We start from the raw sequence: 24,894 nt of genomic DNA, 5'->3' as shown, positions 1-24,894 counted from the left end.
GGTCAGGGGTCGGTCCGTAACGTATGGGCGAGGCGCTATTTAGTCCTCGTACTCGATATCGTCGTCGATGTCGTCTTCATCGTCGAGGATTTCTTCGAGGTCATCCTCGTCTTCATCACCGTAGACGCTCAAGGGAGTGACCTCGTTGTACGCCTCGAAGAGGGCATCTTCGTAGGCTTCGAAGGCGTTGGCGATTTCTACGTATGCCTCATCGACGGCGGGGTCGTGCTCGCCGGTTCGGTTGACGACGGCGGTCAGGTGCGCCTCCAGCGCGTCAAGGAGGCGGGTGAGTTCGGTGCGAGGATCAATGCTCATGCCATTTATTCTACTACCTACGCGCCGATGGTGTGCGCCGGGCGGTCATGCGGCGGTTTAAACGCGGAACTATGAACGGGCGCGGCGGGTAAAGCGGTAGCTAGAATCGCGGTGATAGTAGCGAACGCCAAAGCCAGAGCGGTATAGCCAGGTTCGTAAAGCAAGGTCGGTAAAACTAAGCGTGCACGCGGCACATCAAGCACCGATAGAAATATCTCACAGACACAGCGAACCCGCCGTCCCCAGTTTTCCTACCCCTCAAGGAGTGGGTGCCGGTGCGGCGGGTTCTTCTGTCGGTTAGCTCAGCTTGACGCTGCGCCTACTGAATGGTTGCTTCTTACGGGTTGAGCCCGAGAGAATGAGAATCCGGGGTTAGAAGCCAGGATTAGAAACCGAGGGATGCTGCGGATGCGCGGATTGCCTCAGCGGATGCCTTCAGCTGTGCCAGCTCAGCCTCGTTCATGGGAACCTCGAGCACGCGCTGGATGCCCTCGCGGTTCACGATGGTGGGCAGGGACAGTGCAACGTCCTTGAAGCCGTACAGCTCGCCTGCAATGGTGGTGGAGACGGGCAGCACTGCGTTCTGGCCGCCGAGGAATGCCTCAGCGATACGTGCGCCGGAGATACCGATTGCGTAGTTGGTGGAACCCTTGCCCTCGATAACCTTGTATGCTGCGCGCATAGCTTCGTTTGCCAGCTCTGCACGGACCTCGTCGGTGAAGACGAGCTTGCCGTCCTGCTCCCACTCGGTCAGGGGAACCATACCGATGTTTGCTGCAGACCAGACGGGGAACTCGGAGTCGCCGTGCTCGCCAACAACGTTTGCGTGAACGCTCTTGATGGAGACGCCAGCCTTGTTAGCAATCAACCAACGCAGGCGGGAGGAGTCCAGAACGGTACCGGAGGACAGCACGCGGTTTGCGGGCAGGCCGGTAATCTTCTGAGCCACAACGGTGAGAACGTCACAGGGGTTGGTGACGAGCATGATGATTGCGTTGGGTGCTACGGACAGAATGTTCGGCAGCAGCTTCTCGAGGATTGCGACGTTTGCGCCTGCCAGTTCGAGGCGGGGCTGGCCGGGCTTCTGGCGAGCACCTGCGGTGATGATGACCATGTCGCAGTCGCGCAGCAGCTCGATGTCGTCGCCACCGGTTACGGTTGCTTCGTGTGCGAACATTGCGCCGTGTGCGATGTCCAGTGCTTCAGCGTGTGCGCGCTTGCCGTCGATGTCGTACAGGACGATTTCGTCTGCGGAGCCGCGGACCATAGCTGCGTATGCGGTTGCGCTACCGACGCCGCCTGCACCGATGACGCCGAGCTTGGTGGGGTTGTTGACACCGTTCATTGCTGTATGCCCTCTTTTCGTGAGAGTTATCCGTGTGGTGCGAGAGGATTCTCGCGTGGTTTATCGGGAAGCGGGTGTGTGCCTCGGGGTCGGCTTCCCTGGTGTGGGCGTTCTCCCCCGGTGGGCTCGCTTCGTTACTTTCTATTATGCCGCAGATTCTGCGTTTTGTGTTGGGTTATTTTGCTTTTTTCGATGGGTCATAGTGACTTTATGGGTTGTGGATGGTGTTTTTCACTCATAAAACCAAATAATGACGTTCTGACCTTTTGAGCAAGCTCACATGCCGCTAAAGTAGCCCTCCACATCTACCGCACCGCCGGAAGCCTCAAAACCAGCACGCACCGCATCCGCCAACTCGTCGTCGACCAGGAAGTCCAAAGCCACAGACGCCAAACCGAACGCCGCATCCAGGGCAGCATCCACAGCCGCCGGAGTGTCAGCACAGTGCGCGAACTCCACCGTGTGCATACCGGTACCCTCGGGCGCAATCTGAATCAGCGGGTGAATACCGGGCACGCGCAGGCTCACATTACCGAAATCAGTAGAAGCCGCCAGGGTGTCACTGACCGTTCCGGGCGGGTACGGGTGGCGACCCACCGAACGCTGAGCCGAAACCCAACGCTTCAACAGCGGACGGTTCGTACGCACCGGCATGGTCATCGGCGAAGAATCCCACGTCACCTCCGCACTCACGCCAGCCATGAGCGCCGCACCGCGCAGCACCTCCTCAACCCGTCGCGACAGCGCACGCAAAGTCGGCGCGTACTTAGAACGGATATTAATATGCAGGCTCGCGGAGGCAGGAATCAGATTCGGGGCGTCCCCGCCGTGGTCAATAATCGCGTGAATACGGTCAGAACCGGGAATCTGCTGACGCAACAACCCCAGGCCCTGATACGCCAAATTCGCCGCATCCAGTGCGTTACGACCCATAAACGGATGCGAGGAAGCATGCGCACTCACGCCCGTATAAGTCACGCGGCATTCGCGGCGACCCAACCACGCCTGATCAGCCACATCCATAAAGTAGGGGTGCACCATGATGGCGGCATCCACCCGCTCGAACGCGCCGGCGCGTGCCATCAGCTCCTTACCGGCGTCGGATTCCTCGGCGGGCGTGCCGTAGTAGAGGATCCTGCCACTGAACGCCTCGGGGCCGGTAGCGAGCGCATCCGCTAGGGCAAGGAAAGCGCCCAGCCCGGATACCGCGATGACGTTGTGGCCGCAGCCGTGACCGATGCCCGGTAGCGCGTCATATTCGGAGAGAATCGCGATGGTGCGGTGTGTGGCGGGGTCATAGTCGGCGCTGGTGAGCTCCACCTTGAATGCGGTATCCAGACCGAAGGCGGGGTACTCAATCCTGAGGTTCGGGTAGGCTTCGCGGACCGCATCAACGAGCGTGCGGGAGGCAAAATACTCCTCGTAGGCAGTCTCAGGATGCGCATGAATCGCCTTGAGAATTGAGGTCAGGGAGTCTGCGCGGGTGGCTACGGATTCGGCGAGGTCGCGGCGAATATGTGCCAGTCCGCTGTCTTCGTCGAGGCGGTGACCGTGATGCACGCCGTGGCCCTTTCCATGACCGTGGCGTTCGCCGTGGCTACGTTCCTGCTCGGGCTGACCGTGGTCGGCATGTTCCCGCTCAGGATGCGCGTGCCCGCGCTTGCGGCGGTGCTCAGCGGCATGCTTACGCTGCTCGGTTTCGAGGGCGAGGATTTCGGAGTACTCGCTACCGCGCACGCAATCAGCGTCGGGCGCGTCGTAGTGGCGGGTTATTGCGGCGGGTCGGTTCGGTGCCGTTCGACCGGAGCTGTCAGAAGTGGGCTGGGTGTGGGCGGCGGTGCCCTGTGCGTTCGCGTCAGTCATGCTTCTACGCTACCGTCTGCGCTCGCCGGGCGCTAGATGCTCAGGCGTGATGGAGTCGAAAACGCCCAAAAAGAAATTTGTGTCACATAAAAGAAAATTTGTATATATCCTAGGAATCTTTGATTCAGTGGAGTAGCGTTAAGCACATGGGAGCGACAATCCAGCCGCACCCATCACCATCCGGCGCTAGCGATGCGAATGCCGGCAGGACAGTTCACAACCGGTCCAAACCATGTCGTTTGGGCCTCTGTCAACGCTGTGACAGACCCGTGGATGCGAACCGTACCGGCAAGCACACACCGCTGTGAGCGCCACAACCACGCTAAGGAGCTCCATCCCATGAAGGCAGCACGCTTCTACGACCGTAACGACATCCGCATTGAAGACATCCCCGCACCCGAAGCCGCTGCGGGCGAGGTTCTGGTCAAGGTCGCATGGTGCGGTATTTGCGGTACCGACCTGCACGAATACCTTGACGGCCCCATCTTCTGCCCCCAGCACGGTCATCCCCACCCCATTTCTGGTGAGGACTCCCCCGTCACCCTCGGTCACGAATTCTCCGGTGTTGTTGAGGCACTGGGCGAAGGCGTAGACGACCTGCAGGTTGGCGACCACGTTGTCGTCGAGCCCTACATCATTCGCGATGACGTCTACACCGGCCCCGACTCCAAGGACTATCACCTGTCCAAGGACATGAACTTCATCGGTCTGGCAGGTCGCGGTGGCGGTCTGTCCGAGAAGGTTGCCGTCAAGCGCCGCTGGGTTCACAAGATTCCTAACAACATTCCCCTGGACGAGGCTGCACTGATTGAGCCCCTGAGCGTTGGCTACCACGCTGTTGAGCGTGCAGGCGAGTTCGAAGAGGGCGCATTCGCACTGGTTACCGGTGCTGGCCCCATCGGTCTGCTGACCTCCGCAGTTCTGAAGGCTAAGGGCGCTAAGGTTATTATCTCCGAGCTGTCCCCGCTGCGTCGCCAGAAGGCTCTGGACTCCGGTGTTGCTGACTACGCTTTCTCCCCCGCAGAGACCGACGTTCTGGCTGAGATTCACAAGCTGACCGACGGCCGTGGCACCGACATCGCGTTCGAGTGCACCTCCGTTCAGCCCGCACTGGACCTAATCCTGGATGCCCTCAAGCCCACCGGTAAGGTCGTCATCGTCTCCATTTGGGGTAAGCCCGCTTCCCTGGATGTTCAGAAGGTTGTGCTCAAGGAGCTCGATATCCGCGGCACCATCGCATACGTGAACTCCCACCCGGAGACCATCAAGCTCGTTGAGTCCGGCAAGATTGACCTCAAGCCCTTCATCACCGGCAAGATCGCTGTGGAAGACCTGATTGACAAGGGCTTCGACACCCTGATCCACCACAACGAGACCGCTGTGAAGATTCTGGTCACCACCGACCCGGAGCGTCTGGCTGAGTAATCTCTTCGAACGATACTGATTCGTTCAGTTTCAGCTGATGCAGCTGTTCTTCTAGCTTCCTTAGCGTAGCTAGTGTGGGGTGAGGTTCCTTCAAGGAGCCTCACCCCACTGTTTTTTGCGTGCTTTTTACCGGACATACAACCGAGCATACAAAAATCCCCGGTTCCGAAGAACCGGGGATTATCTGTGCGCGAGGGGGGACTTGAACCCCCACCCTCTAATACGAGGACTAGCACCTCAAGCTAGCGCGTCTGCCTATTCCGCCACCCGCGCAGGTGACTTTCGAACGTTTTCCTTTCGGTGCCGTTCGAAGCAACACGTAATACTATACGGGTTTTCTGAACACTCCGCAAATCGAAAGAGCATGTTCTGCGTCACACATTTGAGGTTGGTTGGTTCCCCACACCACGGGTGATCTTCTCGCACCTTGAGTAATATGACCGGCACGCCCACTCGACTGCCATATTTTCGGTCATAACGACTAGAATAAAGAGCATGAATAATGAGAACCTCTCCCGCGAAGAAGCCGCAGAACGTTCGGCTCTCATCAGTGTCGACACCTACGACGTGCATGTCGACCTGACTAACGCCAAGGACCCCGAATTCGAGTCCTACCCCACCGTCACCACCGTCCGATTCTCCTGCAACACCCCCGGTGCAGAAACCTTCATCGACTACATCCACCACAGCGTCGACTCCGTTAAGCTCAACGGCACCGAACTGACCCTGGCAGATGCCGTCAACGGCGCACGCATCACCCTGCCCAACCTGCAGGCAGAAAACGTACTCACCATCCACGGTCGCTCCTACTACTCCCGCTCCGGCGAAGGTATGCACCGCTACTTCGACCCCTCCGACGGTCGCGTCTACCTGTACACCCAGTACGAGCCCTCCGACTGCCGCCGAGTCTTCCCGAACTTCGAGCAGCCCGACCTGAAGGCAGTCTTCAACTTCCGCATCACCGCGCCCAAGGACTGGGTCGTCAGCTCCAACGGCGTACTCGAAAGCCAGGTCGTAGACCCCACCGACGACTCCATCACCAAGCGAGTCTTCTCCCCCACCGCAAAGATCTCCACCTACATCACCGCAATCGTTGCCGGCGAATACTTCACCGCAACCACCACCTACAAGCCCAAGAGCAAGGTCAACAGCGGTGACATTCCCCTGGTCGTCTACTGCCGCCAGTCCCTCAAGCCGCACTTCGACTACGACCACATCTTCAAGGTCACCAAAAACGGCCTGGACTTCTTCCAGGACCTCTTCGACTACCCCTACCCGTACCCCAAGTACGAGCAGGCATTCGTGCCCGAATACAACATCGGCGCAATGGAAAACCCCGGCCTGGTCACCTTCACCGAAGACTACATCTTCGTCTCCGGCGCAACCGAGGACGACCTCGAAGGCCGCACCAACACTATCTGCCACGAAATGGCACACATGTGGTTCGGCGACCTCGTCACCATGAAGTGGTGGGACGACCTGTGGCTCAAGGAATCCTTCGCAGACTTCATGGGCACCCTCGGCGCTAAGGAAGCCAACAACTTCAACGACGCATGGGTCACCTTCGCGAACAACCGCAAGGCATGGGCATACATGCAGGACCAGCTGCCCACCACCCACCCCATCGTCGCTGACATCCCCCACCTGGAAGCAGCATCGCAGAACTTCGACGGCATCACCTACGCAAAGGGCGCATCCGTGCTCAAGCAGCTGGTCGCCTACGTCGGCTTCGACACCTTCATCGAGGCAGCACGCGTGTACTTCAAGCGCTTCGAGTGGGGCAACACCTCCCTGAACGACTTCCTGCAGGTACTCAACGAGGTGTCCGGCCGCGACATGCAGGCATGGGCTAACGCATGGCTGCAGACCTCCGGCGTGTCCGCACTGGGCACCAAGCGTGTCTACGGCGAAGACGGCCAGCTCACCGACCTGATTCTCACCCAGGAACTGCCCGCACAGCAGCCCGCAGGTCTGGGCCGCCCCCACGTGGCAAAGCTGGAAACCTTCGCGCTGACCGACGGCAAGCTCACCTCCACCGGCCTGCTCTCCCTCGAGTACCCGGCAGAGCCCGTCTCCGAGCACCACGTGGAGCTCACCGACGAGCAGAAGAAGCTCGTTGGCGAAGCTGACCTGCTCATGCTCAACGCAGAAGACCACACCTACGCCAAGGTCGCCCTGACCGACGAAGACGGCCTGCAGGCAGCTATCGAAGGTGTCTCCACCCTCGAATCCGCACTCTCCCGCGGCCTCATCTGGGGCTCCCTCTGGGAGAACGTGCGCGATGCACGCCTGCCTGTCACCACCTACGTCGATGCAGTCGTACGCAACGTCTCCAAGGAACCGAGCGCATCCCTGCTGGGCACCATGGTCAACAACGCACAGGTCGCTATCGCAACCTTCTCCGCACCCACCGGCCGCGAGCGCCTCTACGACGCTCTCTACGACGCATTCGCAGCCGCACTGGCGCAGGCTAAGCCCGGCTCCGACGAGCAGCTGATTCTGCTGCGCGCCCTGATTTCGGTCTCCACCAACGCGACCAAGGGTGAAGAGCTCTGCCGCGATATTGCCCGCGGTGCTTTCGAAGACACCACCGGCGATATTGCTGACGCAACCGGCATTCCTTACGACCAGAACCTGGGTTGGAGTGCACTGGGTGCGCTCGCAAGCCGCAACCTGGTGACCGTTGAGGAGCTGGAGCGTGCCTCCAAGTACAGCCCCTCCTCGATTTCCTCGAACGGTTACGCGTACGCGATGGCCGCTCTGCCGAACGCCGAGCGTAAGGCTGCCGCGTACAAGACCATCATGGAAGACGAGTCGCTGTCGAACGACGCTCTGGCTTCGACCATTAACGGTTTTGCTCGCGGTCCGGTTGAGTTGCGTGAGTCCTACTACGACTCCTACTTTGAGGCTCTGCTGCCCATTTGGGCGTCCCGTTCGATTGGTATGGCGACCCGCATTGTGCGTGGCCTGTACCCGAAGGCTCCGTACAACACCGGCTCCACCGAGGGTCTGGGCGTTGAGGGTAACCCCTCCGTTGCGCTGGCTCAGAAGTGGCTGGAGGCGAACCCCGAGGCTCCTTCGGCTCTGCGTCGTCTGGTTCTGGAGGCTCAGGATCACGGCCACCGTTCGATTGTGGCTCAGAAGTTCAACGCCTCCCTGCAGGACTAAGCTGCATGGTTTGAGGGCTTGTGGCGGGGTGTGAGCCGGTATCTAGACTAGGTTCCGCTCTCCCCCGCTAGATTCTCTAGCCTCTTTGAGAGACTGCCGTTCGGCACGCCTCCGGTAACGTACCGGGACGCGCCGGGCGGTGGTCTTTTTCTGGCTTATCTATAGAATTCATAGCGGCGGTATGCCGTCTAAATATTTCCCTCATACAGTGGTTCACATACTGACAAGGGCACTTATTACCGGGGCAGTTTCACCAGGGCACAAAACTATATGCACCCGGTGCTAAAAGACAGATAAATGTCACCCGTTTTTGTGAGCTGTCCACACTGAAAGCATGAGAGAATAGACTAGGTATCCGCTCGCTTAGACACATCAGAAGGAGTTTTCAGTGGTCGATTACGCACTCGGTGACCGCGGTAGCGTTGACATTGTCACCGATGATTACTACGAAGCAGAAACCCTCCAAATCTTTGAGGAACTGCACATCGACCGTGAACGTATCTGGTACGGTGAAGCGCGCCTCGTTCCCGAACCGGATAACCCCTACGAGCCCAATAGCATTGCCGTCTACATTGACGAATTCAAGGTAGGCCGCATGAGTGTGGAGGACTCCGCCGCGTACTGGGATGCCATTGCCCGCGTGGTCGCCTCCGGTTACGAGCCCATTGCGCACCTGCAGCTTTCCGCCGTGGCGGTTCGCACCGAGAGCGGTAATATGCGAGTGAAGAGCACCGGTGTGCTCTCGCTGTCCGCTCCTAGCTCGCTCTTCCCCCTCAACGACGCACCGACTCGCGCGACCCTGCTACCCCAGGGCCCGTCGATGAAGGTGCTTGATGAGAAGGAACACTCCGAATACCTGCACAGCATCCTGCCGCCCAGCGGTGAGGGTCGCGTCATTCTGACCCTGGAAGCTAACCAGCTGAAGACCTCCGACGGCCGCGTGGTCGACAGCGTGGAGGTACGCCACGACCGCAAGCTCGTGGGCCGCCTGAGCACCCAGATGTCTGAGCAGCTCGCCCCCGTGATTCGTTACGCATTCGAGAACGACCGCCTCACCAGCGCGTGGGGTACGATTCGCGGCAACACCCTTGAGCTGTCCCTGACCGTTCAGGCTGCACGCCCCGCCGATATTCCGCAGGAATGGTATGAGACCCTGCCCAACAACGTTCCGGCTCTGCTGCCGGTGGGTGAAGAGTACGATGTGCCCGCCGCATTCGTGCCCACCGAAGGTGAGCGCCACTACCTGGAGTCCTCCGCTCAGCAGGCTCCGAAGAAGCGTCGCGGTTTCATGAGCTCCCTGACCGGTGGTTCTTCGGCACCCGCCGAGCCGACCCGTAGCGAACCCGCCGCGGAGAAGCCTGTCATCGAATACAGCATTGAGGAAGAGGAATACTACGAGCCGAACGAACGTGACCGTCTGCTGAACCTGATCAAGGGTGCAGGCCTCGCCGTTCTGGTCGCCGGCCTAATTTCAATGCTGTGGACCCCGATGCTTGGCATCCTCATCGCAATCCTGGGTGGCGCTATCGCGGCTGTAGCATTCTATTTTGGCCGCCAGCCCTACTACGAAGACTACGACGAATACGATGAGTACGAAGAGGAAGAATCTGCCGAGGAAGCAGAAGAAGCCGATTCGAAAGCCTAACTCCCTCTAAGAGCACGGTACGAATGGGGCGGCTACCCCACCATCACGGTGAGGTAGCCGCCCTTTTGTGCGCCCCAGCAGCTCTCTAAGCGCCAACGAGGTACTTCCAGGTATCTACATTCCGACAGCTTTTCGGGAACAGTTAAAAACCAGCGGGGGCGAAAGCCTCATCAGCTTTCACCCCCGCAAGGAGTCAGATCTTAGTCCTGGCCGTAAGTCGCCATGAACTGATCCATGCTGTCATGCTGCAAAGCATAGGACAGGTTAGCATTCGCAGCCTGGTTCACGATAACAATCGACTGACCGTCGTAGGACCAACCCGGGCCTGCGTTCGGCAGGGTGGTCATACGCATCGTGGTATCACCGCTAGTCAGCACCGGAGCCGCAATCTGGGCAATCTGCGCCGCGTCCAGGCCAGAGTCAACACGCATATAACCAGCAATAGACTCAACAGCAGACTGGAAAGAGCCCACATTCTCCAGTGCACCCTTAGACTTCATCGTGCTGTACAGACCGCGCAGGAACGCACGCTGGTTACGAACACGCTGGTAGTCGCCGTCAGCGAACGGGTAGCGAGCACGAACGAACGCAAGAGCCGCACCACCATCCATATGCTGCATACCCTGCTTGAAAGACCACGCATTGATATCGAAGTCGAAAGGTACCTGGACATCCACGCCATTAACAGAATTCACCAGAGCCTTGAAGCCCTCGAACTCGATCTCTGCCACGTGATCAATCTTGATACCCAGCAGGTTCTCAACGGTCGCCACCTGCAGAGAAATACCGCCATAGTTCAGCGCCGCGTTAATCTTTGCCGAACCGTAACCGGGGATATTCACCCAGGTATCACGCATAATCGAAACCAGGTACACGCCCTTACCATCGGCAGGGATGTGAGCAAGCATGATGCTATCTGCACGGGAGCCGCTCACCTGAGCTGCTTCAGAACCGGAACGGGTATCGCTACCGAGCAGCAGGATGTTCTTACCCGGACCCTTCACGACATTGTAGCTGTAACCGTCATCCAAGATGCCGTCGCCGTCCTTATCGTGATCGCTCGCGTTAGCTGCAAGAGCCGCAGCAGCATCGGAGCCGTTCTTGCCGGTATTCGAGTTGGTGACGGTCGGAGCCTTCAGCTCCGTCACGTTGAGCTTCTTAGCCTCGCCAAGCTGCTCCTTAATTTTGCTGAGGTCTTCGTCCACCTTAGTGATGGAATCGAACTTCTCGGTCTTGCTATCCCAGGTGTGGCCAGCACGCCAAATAAAGAAACCAATACCGAGGGTAATAACCAGCAGAAGAATCAGCAGGATCAGCAGAATACGCTTGACCCATTTCTTCTTCTGCGACGGTTCAGAGTGAGCGTCGCTCATTAAGTTGTCCTTTGTTTGAGGTGGTGATACGCGAGACGCACAGCGCATCCAGCGAAGTCTCTAGAATACAGAGAGCCGGAGAATACCCGCCGATATGGGGCGGTGCTGGAGGGCACAGAAAATGCACAGCTCGCAAAATACTTTCCCATTGTAACGCCGTCAGCGGGTCTACGCACCGGTGAACGAAAGGTTTTACATTACAACTTTCCTCACGTTTGGGCGAACCATTCTGGTACCCGCATAGAACGCGCAATGCCCCGCCTCCCTGAAAACCAAGGAGAACGGGGCATTGATTTCGCTAAAAAGCAAAAGTGGGAAAGAAGATTTACTTCTTGCCGAAGTTGCCGAAGCGTGCGTTGAAGCGCTCGACGCGACCTGCGGAGTCCATGATGCGCTGCTTACCGGTGTAGAACGGGTGCGACTCGGACGAGATTTCAACCTCGACGATCGGGTACTCGTTGCCGTCTTCCCACTTCTCGGTCTTGTCCGAGGTCATGGTGGAACGGGTCAGGAAGACCTTGCCGGATGCGAGGTCGCGGAACAGAACCAGGTTGTAGTCCGGGTGGATTTCTGCCTTCATTGATTACCTTCTTCTGCTACTGGATTTTGCCAGTAGCCCTTATATAGATGGAGTAGGTTTTTCGATGTGCAGCTATCGAGAAAATCTCAGAGCGCATCACCATTGTGCCCGCATAGGGCGTGCACAACCCATTAAGGGTACCACCTTCACGGATTAAATCCCAGTACGTTCCCTCACAGGCACTAACCCACACACCGCAAGGCACCCGAAGAAGGCACTCACGCGGGTTAAGAATCAGGTGAGAACTCAGGTTATGAACGCGGGCGGGTCTCCCAGAACGCCACAGCGCTCGCCGCCGCAACGTTCAAAGAATCCACACCGTGCGACATCGGAATCATCACCGTATCGTCACACGCCGCGAGGGTACGGGGCGACAGTCCGTGCCCCTCCGTGCCCAGGATCAGCGCCAGCTTCTCATCCCGGCGGGCAGAAAGCTCCTCCAGGGTCAGCGAATCCTCCTCCAAAGCCAACGCCGCGCTCTTAAAGCCCAGCTCGCGCAGGGTCTGCAGGTCAGCAGGCCACGACTCCAGGCGAGCCCACGGCACCTGAAAAACAGTACCCATCGACACTCGAATCGAGCGGCGGTACAGCGGATCAGCGCACCGCGGAGTCACCAGCACAGCATCCACGTTCAGCGCGGCAGCTGAACGGAAAATAGCTCCCACATTCGTGTGGTCCACAATATCTTCCAGGATCGCCACGCGAGAGGCACCCTGCAGCAACCGTTCCAGAGGCTGCGGCGCCGGACGAGCCATCGCCGCCAACGCACCACGATGCAGATGAAAACCGGTCACCTGCTCCAGCTGCTCCTCACTACCCACATACGCGGGAGTGTCAGGATGGGCGCGCAGAACATCCGCCAAATCATCAGCCCACTTCTCACTCATCAGGAAAGAAACGGGCTGATGACCGGCAGCGAGCGCACGACGAATCACCTTCGAGGACTCCGCAATGTAAATACCCCACTGCGGCTCCATGGCGCTACGGAGCTTCACATCGGTCAGCTGCGTGTAGTAGCGCAAAGCCTGCTCGGGTGCCTGCGCCAGAGCCGTGACCGACTCGATAGCGTAGACACGCTCGGCACGCTCAGCGATCTGTTCGGCGCTCAGCTGCTTCGGGGCACGGCTCATGCGCGCTTGAACGCGGAGTAACGACCCGCGGAGGTGACGGTCAGAGCCAGATCCATGTCGTAGGTTGCTGCGAGGTTCGCCTCGGTAATGGTGGACAGAATCGGGCCGGCAGCGACCACGCCGCCGTCACGGATCAGCAGGGCGTGGGTGAAGCCCGCCGGGATTTCCTCGAGGTGGTGGGTGATGAGCACGGTAGCCGGTGCGTAGGGGTCAGCGGCAAGTGCGGTCAGACGCTCGACCAGGTCCTCACGGCCGGAGATGTCCATGCCTGCGCCGGGCTCGTCCAGCAGCAGCATTTCCGGGTCGGTCATGAGGGCGCGGGCGATCAGTGCACGCTTGCGCTCGCCGTCGGAGAGGGAGCCGAAGGTGCGGTCAGCGAGGGTATCGACACCCCATTCAGCCAGCAGCTCAGTGGCACGCTCGTCGTCCATGACGTCGTATTCTTCCTTCCAGCGGCCGGACACAGCGTACGCTGCGGTCACGACAACGTCGGAAACCTTCTCGTTGGCGGGAATCTGGGTAGCCGAAGCACCGGAGGACAGACCAATGCGCGGGCGCAGGTCGAATACGTCAACAGCGCCGAGGGTCTCGTCAAGGATTTCAACCTCGCCGCTGGTCGGGTGCAGGCGGGCTGCCGCAATCGAAAGCAGAGTGGACTTACCGGCGCCGTTGGGGCCCAGAACGACCCAGCGTTCACCTTCGTTCACAGTCCACGAAACGTTGTTAAGGATGGGGCGGCCGCCGCGAATCACGGAGACATTCTGAAGGTTGAGTACGGTGCTCATGGTTCTTCTTCCAGTGAGTTAGATGGATGGGATGCGCCCCCACCCCGCAACCCGTGCTGGGTTATCGGAGCGGTTGGCGCATAGTGCGCGGGTACCCCACATTGGGCTCCTCGCACGAAGCTTTAGGGGCTATAGGTGCCGCCGCGTCAGGGGCGGCGCGCCTCATCAAATGTACCTTGTCAGAGGGGCTGACGCATCCGCAACGGCACCTATAGCGGCTGAAGTTATTAGTCGATGAAGCCGCGTGCGCCGCCGACCAGCTCAACGTGGCCGGTCTCAACGTCTGCGGTGACCATCTTCGCGATTTCCTGCGCGAACTCGTTGACGGTGTAGAGCTTGCCGGCGGTCTCGCGGCGCTGCTCAATGGCGCCGGGGTGCAGGCGGTTCAGCAGGGTCGCGGTGACGGTGCCTTCAATCATGTCAGCGGACACGACGACCAGGGAGATACCCTTCTCGGAAAGTGCGGGGATCTCGGCGATCAGTGCGTCTTCGCCTGCGCGCTTGGACTCTGCGACGGGCTTGTACTCGTCCATGGTCTCAACCTCGCGGATGAAGTGCGCCTGGTGGCTGGTCACGAACACGATGCGTGCGCCTTCGGGCATCTTCTCTGCAGCCAGGCGTGCCAGGTTCAGCTGTGCGTCACGGTTCAGGCGCATTGCGTAGTCTTCGCCCATGCCGGTTTCCATGCCGCCCGACGCGTTCAGGATCAGGTAGTCCAGGGAACCGAAGGTCTCCACGGCGGTGTTGACGAGATTCTGCAGGTCCTCATTGTTGGTCACGTCAGCCTGCACTGCGATTGCCTTGCCGCCAGCCTCTTCAATAGCCTTGACGATCTTGTTCGCGCGCGGTGCCTTGGAGCGATAGTTCACCACAATGTTCGCGCCCTCAGCGGCGAGAATCTGTGCGGTGTCTGCGCCAACACCGCGGGAGGAGCCGGTAATGATAATGGTCTTGCCGGTCAGCTGTGCCATAGTTTTATGTCCTTAAAGTTTAGAAAGGGTGCGCCCACATTCGGGCGCTTCGTGCAGTCCGTACGGGGTAGGGTTAGTGACCCATGCCCAGGCCACCATCAACGGGGATGACAGCGCCAGAAATGTAGCTAGCCTCATCGGATGCGAGCCAGCGAATCACGCGAGCGACCTCTTCCGCCTCCGCGAAGCGACCAGCCGGGATGGACGCCAGGTAGTTCTTCTTGGTCTCTTCGGGCAAAACCTCGGTCATTGCGGTGTTAATGAAGCCCGGTGCCACCACGTTAGCGGTGATGTTACGGCCGCCCAGCTCGCGGGTGATGGAGCGCGCCATACCGACCAGTGCAGCCTTGGATGCGGAGTAGTTGACTTGGCCGGGGGAACCGTACAGACCCACCACGGAGGAAACCAGGATGATGCGGCCGCGCTTGAGCTTCAGCATGCCCTTAATGGCACGCTGAACCACGCGGAAAGAACCGGTGAGGTTGGTGTCGACCACGTCGGTGAAGTCGGATTCCTTCATGCGCATCAGCAGCATGTCGCGGGTGATACCTGCGTTGGCGACCAGCACCTCCACGGGGCCGAACTCTGCTTCAATTTCCTTGAATGCTTCGTTAATGCTGTCGGCATCGCGTACATCTGCCTTGACGGCGAAAAATTCTTCGGGGGCTTCACCGCTACGGTAGGTGATGCAGACGTTGTGTCCTGCTGCCTGGAATTCCTTGGCAATTTCGTAGCCGATGCCTCGGTTGCCGCCGGTGACCAGCACGGTCTTGGGAGTGTTCTCGCTCATGAGCTTCCTTGATGAGTCGACCCCTCACGATCAGAGCCGATGCAGCGGCTACGCGGTTGGGGTGTGGACGGATGGACAGACAAACCCTATTTTACCGCGTTTTAGCGTAAAGGTGCCGCAGGCTACACTCCACTCTTGAACACTGAACACCTGCTCCCCTTCTTTTACATGCCTCATCGGGCGCGTACACTAGCTGAAGCGGAACAGCCCGCACCCCTTTTCTGCCCGGTCGCGCGGGCAAGGAATAACACCGCATGTCGAGGCGCAATAGTAAGGATAAGAAGACATGGATCTGCTCGGTTCACTTTCTCAGGATGCACAGCCTGAGTACGCCAAGTGCTCCCGTAAGGGCTGCCAGCAGGCGGCAGAATTTCAGCTGCTCTGGAACAACCCGAAGGTGCACACCCCCGAGCGCCGCAAGATTTGGTTGGCGTGCTCCGAGCACGTTAGTTGGCTGGAGAACTACCTGCGCGAGCGCGAATTCTGGAAGCAGACTCTGCCCTTTGAGGGGTAGTGCCACTTGAGAGGTGATGTCGCTTGAGGGATAACCCCGCTTATCGAAAGTAATTTCGATATATGCTATATTTGTTCTAATAAAGTTCAGGCACCCCAACCCCGTACCTCAAGGAGGCACCTCCCCATGATGGGCTATTCGCACACCGTCAGCGCCGCAGCTGGCTGGCTAGTGCTCGTCGAGACGGGAGTGGTGCAGGTTCCCGATACCCCCACCCTCATTGTGACTACCCTGGCGTGCGCCGGTGCGGGCATGCTACCGGATATTGACCACCACAACGGCAGTATCGCCAACTCCATCCCGCCCATTTCACGCTGGGTAGCACGCATTGTCGGGGCAGTCAGCGGTGGACACCGCAAGGGAACGCACTCCATTTTGGGTCTGGTAGCTTTCTGGGCAATTGCCTATTTCAGCGCCAACCTGAGCTACAACGGAATCCCCTGGGCGTCACTACTTCTTGCCGCGTTCTCGGGCGGTCTAGCCTTGCGCGTGCTCGGCGCACCGGGTGGATGGATCGGCGCCGTCGCTCTCGGATATGCCGCCTACACGACCGATTCACTAGCACTACTCCCCTGGGCTATTTCGGTCGGTGCGACCATCCACCTGATTGGTGACTTGCTAACGACCCGCGGGCTGCTACCCCTCTACCCCATTGTTATTAAGCCCCTGGTGGCATCCCCCTTATGGAAAAAGAGCGGCTACATGGCGCTGCCCATTCTGGGTGATGCCGGCAGCGTACGCGAGAAGGCGCTCGTTCTAGCGCTGACCGGGTACGTCGCCTGGTACGCGGCGGCCATGATGGGCTTTACCGAATACCCTCTGCAGATGTTCGGGCTGGGTATTCACGCCGCATAACCCACAGAACTCAGGCGACATCGCCCAGACAGTAGCGTTCAAATAACAGAATTTAGACAGCAAAGCGCCCCGTCACTTCCCTATGGAAGCGGCGGGGCGCTTTTCTAATCCTTATCCCGACCTATCGGGGTGAGAGATTAAGCGTCCTGGATGGGCCAGAAGACGTCAACCTCAACGTTCTCTTCACCGGAGGTGGGGTACTTCTCGAACTCAGTGTTGTGCATTGGTAGTTCTCCTTCGTGAGCGGGCGGGAATCTCTTCTCCCCCGCGTTAGCTCACCATCGGTAGTGAGCCCTAATGTTTCGCATTTGCGTCCTCGCAATGGCGGGAACAGTTATAAGTCTACGCCCCACGCATGTTGTGTTTCTACCATTTTTCCCACAATGTATGTAGAGACACATGAAAAATTCGAAAAGCCCACACAGACCCCCCGAAATATCGCCTGAGAGCTTTTCTTTCCCTCGGGAAAACCCACAAGGCAACATTATTTCCCGTCAAATACGCCGCAAATTTCGTGTGTCAGAACCCACAGTTCCCATGCACGGGAACGCAATAACAGCACACACGCTCAGAAAACAATACAACCCCACGGGTCAGGTCACATTTTTCCGCACTATTCACGAGAAAAATACCGACAATATCTCCGCAACACATTTTCAGAACACAAAAAATACGCCCTGGACAATACGCCACAAACAATAAAACAATGCGCAATACATGCAAAGAGGCCCCGGCGCCACACGGCACCGGGGCCTCCCCCGTACTTTTATGTCGGCTTTGATGTTCAGCGAATATTGCTTACGCCAGCGAAATCAGGTCCTGGTATTCCTTCGACCACAGGTCCTCCACCGCATCCGGCAGAAGCAGCACACGCTCAGGATCCAGCGCCTCCACGGCACCCTCATCGTGAGAAACCATCACAATGGCACCCTGGTACGCCTTCAACGCGTTCAGAATCTCCTCACGCGAGGCGGGGTCCAGGTTGTTGGTCGGCTCATCAAGCAGCAGCACGTTCGCACTCGACGCCACCAGGGTCGCCAGCGACAAACGGGTCTTCTCACCACCGGAAAGCACACCGGCAGGCTTATCCACGTCATCACCGGAGAACAGAAACGAACCCAAAATCGTACGCACGCGGGTGTCATCCAGATCCGGCGCAGCAGACTTCATGTTCTCAAAGACAGTGCGGTCACCATCAAGAATTTCGTGTTCCTGCGCAAAATAACCCAGCTTCGCGCCGTGACCGTACACGACCTCACCCGTATCAGGCTCGGTGGAACCAGCCAGCATGCGTAGCAGAGTGGTCTTACCGGCACCGTTCAGACCCAGCACCACCACGCGCGAACCGCGGTCAATCGCCAAGTCAACGTCCGTGAAAATTTCCAGGGAGCCATAAGACTTCGACAGGCCCTGAGCAGACAGCGGAGTCTTACCGCACGGCGCCGGATCCGGGAAGCGAATCGCTGCAACCTTATCGCTCTGACGCTCATCCTCCAGGCCGCGCAGAAGCTTCTCAGCACGCTTAATCATCTGCTGAGCAGCAACAGCCTTCGTCGCCTTCGCGCGCATCTTATTCGCCTGCTCCATCAGAGCATTCGCCTTCTTCTGCGCATTCGCACGCTCACGCTTGCGGCGGTGCTCATCCTGCTCACGCTGAGTCAGGTAGTTCTTCCAGCCCATGTTGTACTGGTCAATCACGCAGCGGTTCGCGTCCAGGTAGAAGACGCGGTTGACGACCAGCTCCATCAGGTCAACATCGTGGCTAATGACCATCAGGCCGCCCGAGAAGTTCTTCAAGAAGTCACGCAGCCACAGAATCGAGTCGGCGTCCAGGTGGTTGGTCGGCTCATCCAGCAGCATGGTGTCCGCATTGGAGAAGAGAATACGCGCCAGCTCCACGCGGCGACGCTGACCACCCGACAGAGTAGACAGCGGCTGGGCGAGCACACGCTCCGGCAAGTCCAGGTTGGAGGTGATGACCGCCGCCTCCGACTCAGCCGCGTAGCCGCCACCGGCAATAAACTCAGCCTCAAGACGGTCGTAGCGGCGCATACCCTTAGCGCGCACCGCCGGGTCCTCACTAGCCATATCGTTCTGCGCCTGACGCATCTTGCGCGCCACACCGTCCAGGCCACGCGCCGAGAGGATGCGGTCACGCGCCAGCTGGCTCATGTCATCCACCTTCGGGTCCTGCGGAAGGTAGCCGATAGTGCCGCTGCGGGTCACCGTACCGTCAGCGGGCAGGGTCAGACCGGCAAGCACCTTAGTCATAGTGGTCTTGCCGGCACCGTTGCGGCCCACCAGACCAATCTTGTCGCCCTTATCGATGCGGAAGGTGACCTCTTCCATGAGCAGGCGCGCGCCTGCACGCAATTCGAGGTTCTGTACAGCAATCATGGGTGCCTTTCCGGATGGCGGTCTGGTGTGTGGGTTGATAGTGCTCGGTAGGCGGGATTCGCCGGGTTAGAAGCGGCGAGCGCTTGGAGCACCTCATCAATTTTAGTGCAGGTGTGCCGAGTGCGCATGTGGGGCACCTTTTGTTTTTGTAGTGTGCGGTGTACGATACATACCGAACACTATTCGTAGAACATTGTTCAAAAATTGGGTTGTGACAAGCAGTCAACCACCGCTACCCTCAACTCTGTAGAAAAATCTGCAGAGCAATACGTATCAAAGGAGTACCACCCCAATGACCGATTCCGTGCGCGAATCAGCTCAGGCACCCCAGGCAACTCAGGCACCGCGCCGTAACGTAGCGGCAAAGACCTCCCTCGCCACCGACCTCTCCCTCATCGCAGTGTTCGCGGGCTTCATCGCCGCGCTCGCCATCATGCCCGCCGTCAGCTTGGGCGGCGTTGCGGTTCCCTTCACCTTCCAGACCCTCGGCATTTACATCACCGCTCAGGTGCTCGGCGGCAAGCGTGCCACCGCCTCCGTGGCGCTGTACCTGCTGGTTGGTTTCGCTGGCCTGCCCATCTTCGCTAAGGGCGGCGCCGGCTTGGGTACGCTCGCCTCCCCGAGTGCCGGCTACCTGCTCGGCTTCCTGCCCTTCGCCGCTATTGCCGGTACCCTCGCCTACCTGTTCACCCGCAACACCCGTTCGGTTGGTGCAACCTTCCTCATGGCTCTGGTCGCGAACTTCTGCGGTTTTGTGGTTCTGACCGCCTGCGGTATCGCCGGTATGATGGTGAACGCCCACATGACTTTTGACGCCGCATTCAGCGCGGCAATGGTATTCGTTCCCTGGGATCTGGTAAAGTCCACGATCGCGGTTCTGGTTGGTTTGTCGGTACGCCGCGCCTTCCCGTCCCTGGCTTCTACCCAGCGTTAAAGGCACACGATGTGCCACACGAGAGGATAGCTATGTTTTTTCGCCGCTCCACGCGCCAGCCTGCACCGCAGCAGGTGCAAGGCGAGCAGGCGGTGAGCGCCTCTACCAGCATGCCCGCCCTTGAGCTTGAATCGGTGAGTGTTTTCACCGAGCTGCCCGAAGGCGGGCATCGCCGTATCCTCAAGGATGTGAGCCTGCGGTTCACGGCGAAGCGCACCGCGGTGCTGGGTCTGAACGGTAGCGGCAAGTCCACCCTACTGGGGCTTTTCAATGGGCTCACCCACCCGGATGAAGGTATTGTGCGTGTGAACGGTGTCGACACCCTGGATGCGCCGAGCCGCGGCTCGACGGGCGCTCGCGGTCATTCCCAGGGCGCTTTTGAGGGTGTGGGCATGCTCTTCGCCCAACCGGAGGCGCAGCTGATTATGCCCACCGTTGCCGAAGATATTGACCTGAGCCTGCGCCGTGCCGCCGCCGTTGAAGGTAGTGCCCTCAGCGGTGAGCAGCGCCTCGAACGGATTCGTGAACTACTCCGCGAGCGCGGCCTCGAACACCTTGAAAACCAGAGCGTTTTCACCCTCTCAGGAGGCGAAAAGCAGCTGGTCGCTCTCACCAGCGTGCTGGCGGCGCGCCCGCAGATTCTTCTGCTCGATGAGCCGACCACCCTGCTGGATTTGCGCAATCGCGCGCGGCTACTGAAGCATTTGGAGTCGCTGGATCAGATGCTGGTGCTCAGCACGCATGACCTGGATTTGGCGGCGTCCTGCGATGAAGCCGTGATTATTCATGATGGCCGTTTGCTCGCTCAGGGGGATGCGGTGCAGCTGGTACAGCAGTACCGCACCTGGTGTGCCGAAGGGTTCCCCAACGAAGGCGCTACCGAAGGTCTGGATTCGGCAGGAGGCGCGCATGGGCGCTAACACGCCGCGCGTGAATCCTCGCCCCGCCTCTCAGGGCTCGGATTTCAACCCCGGTACTCTGCTGGTGGGTTTCTACCAGCCGTTGAACACGCCGGTGCATCGGGCGCCGCTGTGGTTCAAGAGCACGCTCTTCTTTGGGCTGTTTCTGCTGTTGGCGGTGACCGGTTGGCAGGTGGCGCTGGTGGCTTTGGTGGCGTCCACGTTCTGCGCGTTGTGGGCTGGTGTGCCGGCCTCCCAGCTGTGGCTGGTGGTTCGCACGCTGTCTCTGCTGCTACTGATTATGGTCGGCTATTACGTGTTGACGGGTCAGTACGCCTCCGGCGCGGATGCTATCGCGACTATGCTGACGGCTTTCTACGCGTCCCGTACTCTGCTGGTGAGCACTCCCCTGCCGGTTCTGATTGATGGCTTTGTGAGGCTGTGTTCGCCGTTGCGTTTCGTGGGTCTTTCCCCCGAGCGTCTGGGTCTGCTGATTGCGTTAATGGTCCGGTCGATTCCGGCGCTCATGGACCGTTGGGGTGCGTTGCGCAGGGCGGCGGTGGCGCGTAACCTGCCCAAGCGCATGTATTGGCGGCTGCTGATTCCGTGGGTGGTGCAGGCGGTTGATTACGCGACGGCGACCGCTCGTGCTTTGCGCGCGCGACACGTGGACGAGCTGAAATAACGCAGATACGCGAGAGGGGCGGGGTGAACCGTGTAGGTTCATCACGCCCCTTCGCTTTAACTCGCCTAGCTAGGCTGGTTTAGGGTGTTTCAATGAGGAGCGCCGCCGGGAGCTGCTCCCACCACAGGTACCAGTCGTGCTGACCGTAGAGCGCCTCCACGAGCTTGTCGAAGCCGCGGTAGACACGCACCGGCATCGCCGAGGAAACCATCGTGTGCTCAACCGCTAGGATTTCGGCGTCGCGGCGGGTTGTGACCGGCACCGGCGTGTAGAACTCGATAAAGTCTGAGGCGATAACAGCCGGGTAGGCGTCATCGCGTTCAAACCAGTAGCGGGCAATGGACAGCATCGCCTCGGGGCTGGGGCTGGAATCCCACCCGCCAAAGGGCAGGTAGGCAAATACCCCGGATACGTCCCGCAGCGGCAGGTCCATAATCAGCAGTTCCGCGGCACTGTCAATGTCGGTGGTTTTGACCTTCTCATTGATGATGCCGGCGGTCAGTTCGAAGGGGTACTCCGCTTTCAGGGGCGTACCAATATCGTCTTCGCCGAGTTCGCCGTTTTCCATGAGGCGGCGGTAGGTCTGCAGGTAGGTGCTCTCGTTCAGGTGCCGGAACGCCTCGTGCGCGGCAACTTCTACACCGACTTGATCCAGGTAACGATGTTGGTCGGTGATGAGGTCGTGTGCGTACCGCTTGACGGTGTCGGCGGTGATGTCCTGCACTGGGGTTGAGGTACGTAGGGAGACATTATTCTCAATGGTTCCGAGCAGGGTCGGGTCGAGGGCAACCACGATGGGGGTTGTTCCCCGGTTCTTGCCCTCGTAGAGGTGTTCGAGGTATCGCCGGTTAAGTTCGGCTCGTGGGGCGCCGTGGCGGATTCGCTCGTGTGGGTAGGGATACAAAGCGACGAAGCGCTCGTAGAGCTCTGCCATGGTGTTCTCCGATGTTTGGTTGCCCCCAGTTTATCGCGTATTTTCGCGCAAAAATACGGGTTTTTGAAGGTTTTAGCAGGGCACGGAGGGCGAGCATTTTTTTCGTTTGATGAGTGTGTATCGGTGTGTGCTAAACACGCTTAAACTGCCTTTGTGTTGGGCGGTTTGCGCACCGATTTTCGCCAGAAAAAGACAGAAATTTTTTGCCACCATATGAGATTTTGGGCGAGTTACACCGGGCGGTGCAAAAGGGTTCGGAGGACACTTTCGTGGAGGTGGCGGGCGCCTCCTGAATGCCTGTTACCAACCGCAGATACACGGCAGAAAGGGCACCAAACCCACAAGTTCAGAAGGAAAAACGCCCTGTGTTCTTCTTCTACGCGTCATATTTGACGTATTAAGGGTGTTTTGGGCGAGTTCCGCCACCGCCGCCCCACAGCTGGCGTAGAGTGTTGGTACCAGCTACCGTTCCGTATCGGCTTAGCGCAACGTACCGGCACGGTCGCGGGTGCCGTCAACTCGCAGGAGTCTAAACCAACGGAGGTTCTCATGTCGAATAACTACTACAAAGAGATGGTTCGCCTGGCAGACAGCATCGCTGACAAGGCGCATGAGGGGCAGACTGATCGTAACGGCTGGCCCTACATCTCCCACCCTCGCCGTGTGGCTCTTGGGGCACGTAAGCTTGTGTCTGAAATGGCTGCCGCCACTCATCCCGATTCGTCTTTGGAGGAACTGAAGACTGAGGCTCAGATTGTGGCGTTGCTGCACGACACGGTGGAGGATACCGGCGTTTCCCTCGCATATCTGGCCCGTTACTTCTCGGCGCGTATTGTGGATGCGATTGATGCCTTGACCCGCCGCCCCGGCGAATCCTACGAGGCGTACCTGGGTAGGGTGCGTGTGAATGATTTGGCTCGCCTGGTGAAGCTTGCCGATGTCGCGGATAATACTGACCCGCGCCGTCTGGCTCTGCTGCCGGAGCCGACCCGCTCGACCCTGATGATCAAGTACGAATACTCGCTGAAGCTGCTGCACCTGAACGACTAGGTAGACGCAAAACCCAGAAGACACAAAAATACCCGCCCGGTGCCGAAGGCTTACACCTTCCGCACCGGGCGGGTACCTTATCTGCGAGTCAGGAGCTTAGATGTTGAAGCCCAGCGCGCGCATCATATCGCGGCCGTCCTCAGTAATACGCTCCGGGCCCCACGGCGGCATCCAAACCCAGTTCACACGCCAAGAATCAACCAGGTTATCCAGGTTGCTCTGAACCTGCTCCTCAATAACCTCCTGCAGCGGGCAGGCTGCGGTGGTCAGAGTCAGGTCCAGAATGAGGGTTCCATCCTCATCCCAGCGCAGACCGTAGAGCAGACCGAGGTCAACAATATTGACGCCGAGCTCCGGGTCAATGACCTCCTTGAGGGCTTCCTCAATCTCTTCCTGAGGAACACGACCCTGCACAGTCTCAGTCATAGTCCTATCTTTCTGTCAGAATCCGGTCAGGGAAGAAGCTTACTTCTTACCCACGTAAGAAACGTAGCCCTCTTCTTCCAGGCGGTCAGCCAGCTCGGGGCCGCCCTGGTCAACCATCTTGCCGTCCACGAACACGTGCACGAACTGCGGCTTGATGTAGCGCAGGATGCGGGTGTAGTGGGTAATCAGCATGACGCCCATGTCGTTAGCCTCGTGCGCACGGTTCACGCCCTCAGACACGATCTTCAGTGCGTCAACGTCCAGACCGGAGTCGGTCTCATCCAGGATGCCGAACTTGGGCTTGAGCAGCTCCAGCTGAAGGATCTCGTGGCGCTTCTTCTCACCGCCGGAGAAGCCCTCGTTCACGTTACGTGCGATGAAGTCGGGGTCAATCTCCAGGTTCTTCATGGCTTCCTTAACGTCCTTGGTCCAGGTACGCAGGGAGGGAGCCTTGCCGTCCACAGCGGTCTTTGCGGAGCGCAGGAAGTTGGACATGGTCACACCGGGGATCTCAACCGGGTACTGCATAGCCAGGAACAGGCCTGCGCGTGCACGCTCGTCCACGCTCATCTCGGTGATGTCCTCACCGTCGAGCAGGATCTGACCGGAGTCAACCTGGTACTTGGGGTGGCCAGCAATGGTGGAAGCCAGAGTGGACTTACCGGAACCGTTCGGGCCCATGATTGCGTGAATCTCGCCCGAGTTGATGGTCAGGTTAACGCCCTTCAGGATGGGCTTGGTGGTTTCGTCGTCGAGGATAACCGAGACGTGAAGGTCCTTGATTTCAAGAGTAGACATTGATTTCTCCTG

General features: G+C 59.0%; 22 protein-coding genes and 1 tRNA gene. 9 read left to right on the top strand and 14 right to left on the bottom strand.

Features of this window, described 5'->3' with window-relative positions; all coding sequences use genetic code 11:
• Nucleotides 1-39 precede the first annotated feature (39 nt).
• From HMPREF2884_RS06635 to HMPREF2884_RS06625, 3 genes are all read right to left on the bottom strand, one after another.
• Nucleotides 40-315, bottom strand: coding sequence for a hypothetical protein (locus HMPREF2884_RS06635; RefSeq protein ID WP_005506054.1), 276 nt, complete (start codon nucleotides 313-315; stop codon nucleotides 40-42).
• 385 nt (nucleotides 316-700) lie between these two features.
• A complete protein-coding gene (locus HMPREF2884_RS06630; RefSeq protein ID WP_049327177.1) occupies nucleotides 701-1,660 on the bottom strand; it encodes an L-lactate dehydrogenase in 960 nt (319 codons plus the stop codon).
• A gap of 276 nt (nucleotides 1,661-1,936) precedes the next feature.
• Complete coding sequence (locus tag HMPREF2884_RS06625) at nucleotides 1,937-3,523, bottom strand: amidohydrolase (protein ID WP_070616344.1); 1,587 nt, start codon at nucleotides 3,521-3,523, stop codon at nucleotides 1,937-1,939.
• 339 nt (nucleotides 3,524-3,862) lie between these two features.
• Between HMPREF2884_RS06625 and HMPREF2884_RS06620 the strand changes: the two genes are divergently transcribed.
• On the top strand, nucleotides 3,863-4,948 hold the full coding sequence (locus HMPREF2884_RS06620) for a 2,3-butanediol dehydrogenase (protein ID WP_070616343.1): 1,086 nt from the start codon (nucleotides 3,863-3,865) through the stop codon (nucleotides 4,946-4,948).
• A 187-nt stretch (nucleotides 4,949-5,135) separates the two neighbouring features.
• On the opposite strand, the gene HMPREF2884_RS06615 is transcribed toward HMPREF2884_RS06620, so the two are convergent.
• A tRNA-Leu gene (locus HMPREF2884_RS06615) sits at nucleotides 5,136-5,221 on the bottom strand.
• Between the two features lie 222 nt (nucleotides 5,222-5,443).
• Here HMPREF2884_RS06615 and pepN point away from each other — a divergent pair.
• Complete coding sequence (gene pepN / locus HMPREF2884_RS06610) at nucleotides 5,444-8,116, top strand: aminopeptidase N (protein ID WP_070616342.1); 2,673 nt, start codon at nucleotides 5,444-5,446, stop codon at nucleotides 8,114-8,116.
• 388 nt (nucleotides 8,117-8,504) lie between these two features.
• Entirely contained in the window at nucleotides 8,505-9,761 is a 1,257-nt protein-coding gene (locus HMPREF2884_RS06605; protein WP_049356969.1) for an HIRAN domain-containing protein, read from the top strand.
• A 200-nt stretch (nucleotides 9,762-9,961) separates the two neighbouring features.
• Here HMPREF2884_RS06605 and HMPREF2884_RS06600 read toward each other — a convergent pair whose 3' ends face one another.
• The 6 genes from HMPREF2884_RS06600 to HMPREF2884_RS06575 all read right to left on the bottom strand — a co-directional run bounded on the left by HMPREF2884_RS06600 (nucleotide 9,962) and on the right by HMPREF2884_RS06575 (nucleotide 15,390).
• Complete coding sequence (locus tag HMPREF2884_RS06600; RefSeq protein ID WP_049356971.1) at nucleotides 9,962-11,134, bottom strand: LCP family protein; 1,173 nt, start codon at nucleotides 11,132-11,134, stop codon at nucleotides 9,962-9,964.
• A gap of 325 nt (nucleotides 11,135-11,459) precedes the next feature.
• The gene (locus HMPREF2884_RS06595) at nucleotides 11,460-11,714 is read right to left on the bottom strand and encodes a type B 50S ribosomal protein L31 (RefSeq protein ID WP_005506069.1); all 255 of its coding nucleotides are present in this window, start codon (nucleotides 11,712-11,714) and stop codon (nucleotides 11,460-11,462) included.
• Between the two features lie 251 nt (nucleotides 11,715-11,965).
• Complete coding sequence (locus HMPREF2884_RS06590; RefSeq protein WP_070616341.1) at nucleotides 11,966-12,844, bottom strand: TrmH family RNA methyltransferase; 879 nt, start codon at nucleotides 12,842-12,844, stop codon at nucleotides 11,966-11,968.
• Nucleotides 12,841-13,629, bottom strand: coding sequence for an ABC transporter ATP-binding protein (locus tag HMPREF2884_RS06585; protein ID WP_049341254.1), 789 nt, complete (start codon nucleotides 13,627-13,629; stop codon nucleotides 12,841-12,843). The genes HMPREF2884_RS06590 and HMPREF2884_RS06585 overlap by 4 nt, the downstream gene beginning before the upstream one ends.
• Nucleotides 13,630-13,856: 227 nt before the next feature.
• Nucleotides 13,857-14,600: an SDR family oxidoreductase gene (locus HMPREF2884_RS06580; RefSeq protein ID WP_005506073.1), complete on the bottom strand. Its 744-nt coding sequence runs from the start codon at nucleotides 14,598-14,600 to the stop codon at nucleotides 13,857-13,859.
• A gap of 73 nt (nucleotides 14,601-14,673) precedes the next feature.
• A complete protein-coding gene (locus tag HMPREF2884_RS06575; RefSeq protein ID WP_005509097.1) occupies nucleotides 14,674-15,390 on the bottom strand; it encodes a beta-ketoacyl-ACP reductase in 717 nt (238 codons plus the stop codon).
• 286 nt (nucleotides 15,391-15,676) lie between these two features.
• Between HMPREF2884_RS06575 and HMPREF2884_RS06570 the strand changes: the two genes are divergently transcribed.
• On the top strand, nucleotides 15,677-15,904 hold the full coding sequence (locus HMPREF2884_RS06570; protein ID WP_070616340.1) for an acetone carboxylase: 228 nt from the start codon (nucleotides 15,677-15,679) through the stop codon (nucleotides 15,902-15,904).
• 126 nt (nucleotides 15,905-16,030) lie between these two features.
• Nucleotides 16,031-16,759, top strand: a complete 729-nt coding sequence (locus tag HMPREF2884_RS06565) for a metal-dependent hydrolase (protein ID WP_049354628.1) — start codon at nucleotides 16,031-16,033, stop codon at nucleotides 16,757-16,759.
• A gap of 798 nt (nucleotides 16,760-17,557) precedes the next feature.
• Here the strand turns inward: HMPREF2884_RS06565 and HMPREF2884_RS06560 are convergent.
• Entirely contained in the window at nucleotides 17,558-19,156 is a 1,599-nt protein-coding gene (locus HMPREF2884_RS06560; protein ID WP_070616339.1) for an ABC-F family ATP-binding cassette domain-containing protein, read from the bottom strand.
• Between the two features lie 292 nt (nucleotides 19,157-19,448).
• On the opposite strand from HMPREF2884_RS06560, the gene HMPREF2884_RS06555 reads away from it, so the two are divergent.
• The 3 genes from HMPREF2884_RS06555 to HMPREF2884_RS06545 are packed head-to-tail and all read left to right on the top strand — an operon-like array spanning nucleotide 19,449 to nucleotide 21,674.
• Nucleotides 19,449-20,090, top strand: coding sequence for a biotin transporter BioY (locus tag HMPREF2884_RS06555; protein WP_070593270.1), 642 nt, complete (start codon nucleotides 19,449-19,451; stop codon nucleotides 20,088-20,090).
• Nucleotides 20,091-20,122: 32 nt separating this feature from the next.
• Complete coding sequence (locus HMPREF2884_RS06550) at nucleotides 20,123-21,010, top strand: energy-coupling factor ABC transporter ATP-binding protein (RefSeq protein WP_070616338.1); 888 nt, start codon at nucleotides 20,123-20,125, stop codon at nucleotides 21,008-21,010.
• Nucleotides 21,000-21,674: an energy-coupling factor transporter transmembrane component T family protein gene (locus tag HMPREF2884_RS06545; protein ID WP_070616337.1), complete on the top strand. Its 675-nt coding sequence runs from the start codon at nucleotides 21,000-21,002 to the stop codon at nucleotides 21,672-21,674. The genes HMPREF2884_RS06550 and HMPREF2884_RS06545 overlap by 11 nt, the downstream gene beginning before the upstream one ends.
• Nucleotides 21,675-21,753: 79 nt before the next feature.
• Here HMPREF2884_RS06545 and HMPREF2884_RS06540 read toward each other — a convergent pair whose 3' ends face one another.
• Nucleotides 21,754-22,608 (bottom strand): DUF4253 domain-containing protein, encoded by an 855-nt coding sequence (locus tag HMPREF2884_RS06540; protein ID WP_070616336.1) that lies wholly within the window; start codon nucleotides 22,606-22,608, stop codon nucleotides 21,754-21,756.
• A 549-nt stretch (nucleotides 22,609-23,157) separates the two neighbouring features.
• On the opposite strand from HMPREF2884_RS06540, the gene HMPREF2884_RS06535 reads away from it, so the two are divergent.
• Complete coding sequence (locus HMPREF2884_RS06535; RefSeq protein ID WP_070616335.1) at nucleotides 23,158-23,658, top strand: HD domain-containing protein; 501 nt, start codon at nucleotides 23,158-23,160, stop codon at nucleotides 23,656-23,658.
• 96 nt (nucleotides 23,659-23,754) lie between these two features.
• On the opposite strand, the gene HMPREF2884_RS06530 is transcribed toward HMPREF2884_RS06535, so the two are convergent.
• Complete coding sequence (locus tag HMPREF2884_RS06530; RefSeq protein ID WP_005506103.1) at nucleotides 23,755-24,084, bottom strand: metal-sulfur cluster assembly factor; 330 nt, start codon at nucleotides 24,082-24,084, stop codon at nucleotides 23,755-23,757.
• Nucleotides 24,085-24,123: 39 nt separating this feature from the next.
• Complete coding sequence (sufC, locus tag HMPREF2884_RS06525) at nucleotides 24,124-24,882, bottom strand: Fe-S cluster assembly ATPase SufC (protein ID WP_005509109.1); 759 nt, start codon at nucleotides 24,880-24,882, stop codon at nucleotides 24,124-24,126.
• Nucleotides 24,883-24,894 lie beyond the last annotated feature (12 nt).

It is taken from the genome of Rothia sp. HMSC073B08, assembly GCF_001812975.1.
GTDB lineage: Bacteria > Actinomycetota > Actinomycetes > Actinomycetales > Micrococcaceae > Rothia > Rothia mucilaginosa.
Note: the sequence above shows the minus strand (reverse complement) of the source record. Positions and strands in the feature narration are given on the sequence as shown.